The following is a 4,415-nucleotide window of genomic DNA, read 5'->3' as shown; positions in this document are numbered from 1 at the left end:
CGCAGCGTTAACTGCGGGCTTTTTATTGAATGAGTGAGTCTATAAACTAACAAGCGTACTATTGCACCAAAATAAAACAACAACTTAAGTAATTTCTAAGCTATGAGTGTCACACTTCGTGGCAGTTGGGGAATTGCTGATCTTCGACCAGAAACGGCCTACCTGTTGAGATATACTTTTATTAGTTTGTACTTTTCATAGATAACTCCATTTTATTAAGCTACCTAGTTAGCACTAATTAACTATAAAAGTTAACTTCATTTTCTGCACCGAACATAACAAGTTAAAAATCAGCTTGGTTAAAATTTATTTAAAATGAAACCAATTAGGTAAGTATAAGCCGTTTAATGGAATTTGATTTAACGTGTAGGTATTTGCTCTCTTGATTGCTGTCTGATTTGATCGATGATTGCTGTTTCGATCTCTTGATAAAGCTGTATATCAACATCTTCAGCAACTTCTAAAGTAATTGCTATTCCATACTTTACTGGCTCGGCAATCTTAGCTGCATGCTCTTTACAGTTAACTTTTATTTCTAAAGTTTTATCTTCACTAATTACAGCAAGATCTTCACCTTCAAAAATTTCATGCTGTAAAGTTCCACGCTTTACTTGCATCCAATCAACGGATGATGAACTTCGAGAAGTAAGATGTTTATTATCACCTTCTACTGTAAACCATAACGCACTGCTTCTGTACTTTAAGCTAGTCGCGCAAGGCTTTGCAAACCATGATAGTGTGATCGTTAATCGCCTCCATATATTTGCAGCGCTCAGCCCTTCAGGTATTGGTAATTTATAAATATGAGCTTCGGCATCATTAAGTTCACCGTAACCAAGAATGGTAGCACGACTATCTAAGCAATATTTGACACGATCTGTATTGGGCTTCCCATAACCTATATTTTTAACCACAGTGTTCTTTAACGCCTTAGAATCCACGTTCCCTAAACACCCTGAAATACGTGATTCTATTTCTCCCCAAGAAGCTCCATGTGTTACTAAGGATTTCAGTAATAAAGCAGAAAAGCTTTCAAATTGCTCTGCTTGATCATTTTCCGCAAAAACCTCTTCTAAAATATCACTAATTTCTCCACAGCTTCGAGAAGCGAGTGCAGCCGAGTTACTTGTCCCTCTAATGTAAACTCGGTCATTTAAAGAAGCACTACTAGGGTAAGCAACTAAGTGGCCCGGAGCAGAAAAATTTATCACAGAACTAATATTGGAAGAAGCAATAGCCTCATTGTGTAACATTTTACCACCTGAAAAAACTAAATCAGGTTTAACAGAGCGTATATAGCCATTTCCGTGGGCAGAGTATGAGGCTGGCATTTCATCAGCATATAAGTTGTAGATACCATTTCGTAAGATTGGTGAGCTTACATCACTATGTAAAGCTCCTATTGTAAGAGCATTTACACTTTCAGCAGGCGACAATAGTTTTCTATCCCAGCTCTCATTCTGAAGCGCTTTAAAAAACTCTGCTGCTTTTGATTCATCAGGCAATAAATGAAAATCTGAGCCTGATTGTGGTACTCGGATAGACTTGGCATGATTTCCAGCACTAACTATAAATAAAACATTATATTTATAACTTAACCAGTCTATGAGTCGGGCAAAAGGACTTAAGCGACCATCAAAGTGAATATTTGGATCTCCTATTGAAAGGTTTATTACTTTAATTGTTGGACAAATAGGTGCCTCATCTCCATTGAACTCATAAAGACGTCTAACAGCTCTGTGTATTATGTCTAAGGGTAACTCTTCATCTGGTAGAGATTCAGTATGGTGTTGAGTTCGCCTATCTGGTTTCATTATAGGCCGCACATAGACAGGTGAATTTAGTTTACTTCCTCTACCTTCATTTAAATCACCATTAATTATCAAAGAAGCCATTGCAGTTCCATGAATACGGTTAGCCGCTGGATAATCTCTTTCAAAATCATCAGGATCATCAATAATAAGACTATTCTGAAGATCTAAGTGGTTAGACAACGGTAAACCATCGAACAAAGCTATTCTTGGGGCTATAACATTCTCAGGATCTAAGTGATTTATTTCATCGCTAGTAGCGGTTTCAGTTACGGCTTCATCACTATTCCATAAAGGTTGAGCCGTCATCTGACCTAATGGCCTAAATAACATAACTTGGTCACATCGGATAAGACTCACACTTTCTTCACTCAAAAGGTTATTGATCTGACCATATGGAAGCTCAAGCAATAAAGACTGATAATGTATTTCGGGTATACAGCAAGAACTAATAACCTGCCCACCGAGCTCTTGAGTTAAAAGCTCGACATTTTCTTGAGCTAAATTTCGTTTTACTTCATCTACTCGAAACCATAATTCGGCCTCAAAGCGAACATTTACTTCAAAATCATATTCAAGAGCTTCAGCCCAATAGTCGAGAATACCAGTATTTTGTAGTCGATCTTGTACTCCCCAATAGCGAATATCTTTCAGTAAGCGGAATAGATCTCGAAACTTTGTAAACCCCCTCTCAAAAACCATCTTAGGTTCTTGGATAAACCTCCTCCATAGTGAGAGCAGTTCATTTATTGCTCTTCTATCTGAAAGTACTAGCATTACTTGGCCATTTAATTGAGCTTCAGTATTATTGCCTGTGCTATAAAAATCACTATTAGGCTCAATGCCTCGTAATTCAAATTCGCCAAGCCACTCTAGACCATCGATTTTTCTTACTGCTTTAAAAAAATCAGTAACACTCCCATAGGTCTCAATAACAACTGTATATTCAGGATCTACCCCTGCGACATCATGTTGTAATTCAATTCGCCGATTGTCTAAAGCATCTTCTAAACGAGAAAACTTAGGGCCTAAAATCTCAGCTTGTCTACCTACTGATGGAATATTCGGTGGAGCTCCTCCACCATTTCGCTTAGATGGATCTGTTTTATTAGGAGTAGGAAATAGAAGTAATGGACGTTGATTCATGCATTGTTCCTTTGCGTGATTGAAGATGAAGTTCTTTCAGACCAAGTTTTTAGGGTTTTTGAAATAATGCCTCTGATGTTGCTATTTGGCTGGCTTAAAACATACTTCCTTAGTATAACTCTACCGAACTCTTCTATCTCTGAAAAATTAGATCCATAGAGCCTTTTAGCCAATGTTTCATGCGCATACTCTAATTCAATATTATTTTTATTTTCAAAAACTTTGAACCACTTTTGTATTTGAGAAAGAGTTGGTTGAGGAACCTCTAATCTCAATTGGAAACGTCGCCAAACAGCTTTATCTAACAACTCTGAGTGATTTGTTGCAGCAATGACTATAACGTGGCTAGGTAACGAATCTATTTGAATGAGCAAGGAACTTACCACTCTCTTAATCTCACCCGTTTCATTTGTATCACCGCGTTCCTTACCCAATGTTTCAAACTCATCAAATAAGAGAACACACCTTCTAGTTGAGGCATACTCTATGACTTTTCTTAGCCTAGATGCTGTTTCACCAAGATACGAACCTATGATTTCTTCGTATCTTACGACAAGGAGCGGTACCATCATTGACTCTGCAATGGCTTCTGCTAATGATGTTTTACCGTTCCCAGGAGGACCAATGAGTAAAACTCGATTTCGGGGCTCTAAACTGTATGATCTTAATAAATCTACACGATTCTGCTCTTCGACTAATTCTTGAAGTGGTTCATAAACTGAATCAGATATGATTAAATCCGAAAACCTTAATCTAGGGGAAATTTCATTGACGTAATTAGAGAGTTTACTTTCCTGCTTTGAAGGGCTATTTAATACAGAGTTAGAAGTACTTAATTTCAACAATTCTCTTTCTAATCGCCCAGCAATTAGGTGATGATTTTTCTGCCTTTCATCTGCAATTAAAGACTCTACAACTCTTTTGAATTGTATTTTATCGCCCAAGGCACCCGCTTTAACTAAGCTAATTAACTTTTCTGATCTAGCCATTATTATTGTCCATCCTATACAACATTACACACTTTTAAATATTTAGCCTCACTCTAAAACAGCGTGCTATAGCTAGCTGTGTATGTATTGCATTAAGAACCCCTGACACTTAAAAGCGATATATTTCAACAGTAAAATATAGCATATAATAAAAACTAGAACACTCTAATATTAACACAATATGTGGACTTCCCAGCTTTCAATTTTAAAGTTTAAGAACTCTTAGTAAACACCTAAAAGGTTTGACTTTTTATTCTGTGTAAATTCTTTATCAGGAAGGGTTATAAGATTGCTCACAACATTACTTTTTATTGTACCTTCAAGAAAGCCAATGGGGCCAAATCTTGACTTCATACATCATAATTTCCACTGTGGATTATCGCTATTTGCTTAAGCTGAGCTGAGCATACGACTTAAAACTCATCACTTATCCTAAAATTGAGACACAAAAAAGCCCGCAGTGTTAACT

General features: G+C 36.9%; 2 protein-coding genes. Both read right to left on the bottom strand.

The window, feature by feature from the left end; translation table 11 throughout:
* Window positions 1–359: 359 nt before the first annotated feature.
* Window positions 360–2,957: a S8 family serine peptidase gene (locus tag GQR46_RS16710; protein ID WP_165741588.1), complete on the bottom strand. Its 2,598-nt coding sequence runs from the start codon at window positions 2,955–2,957 to the stop codon at window positions 360–362.
* Complete coding sequence (locus GQR46_RS16705; protein WP_165741586.1) at window positions 2,954–3,946, bottom strand: ATP-binding protein; 993 nt, start codon at window positions 3,944–3,946, stop codon at window positions 2,954–2,956. The genes GQR46_RS16710 and GQR46_RS16705 overlap by 4 nt, the downstream gene beginning before the upstream one ends.
* Window positions 3,947–4,415: the final 469 nt, after the last annotated feature.

Origin of the sequence: Pseudoalteromonas sp. Z1A6 (assembly GCF_011378745.1) — a bacterium.
Classification (GTDB): Bacteria; Pseudomonadota; Gammaproteobacteria; order Enterobacterales; family Alteromonadaceae; genus Pseudoalteromonas; species Pseudoalteromonas arctica.
Note: the sequence above shows the minus strand (reverse complement) of the source record. Positions and strands in the feature narration are given on the sequence as shown.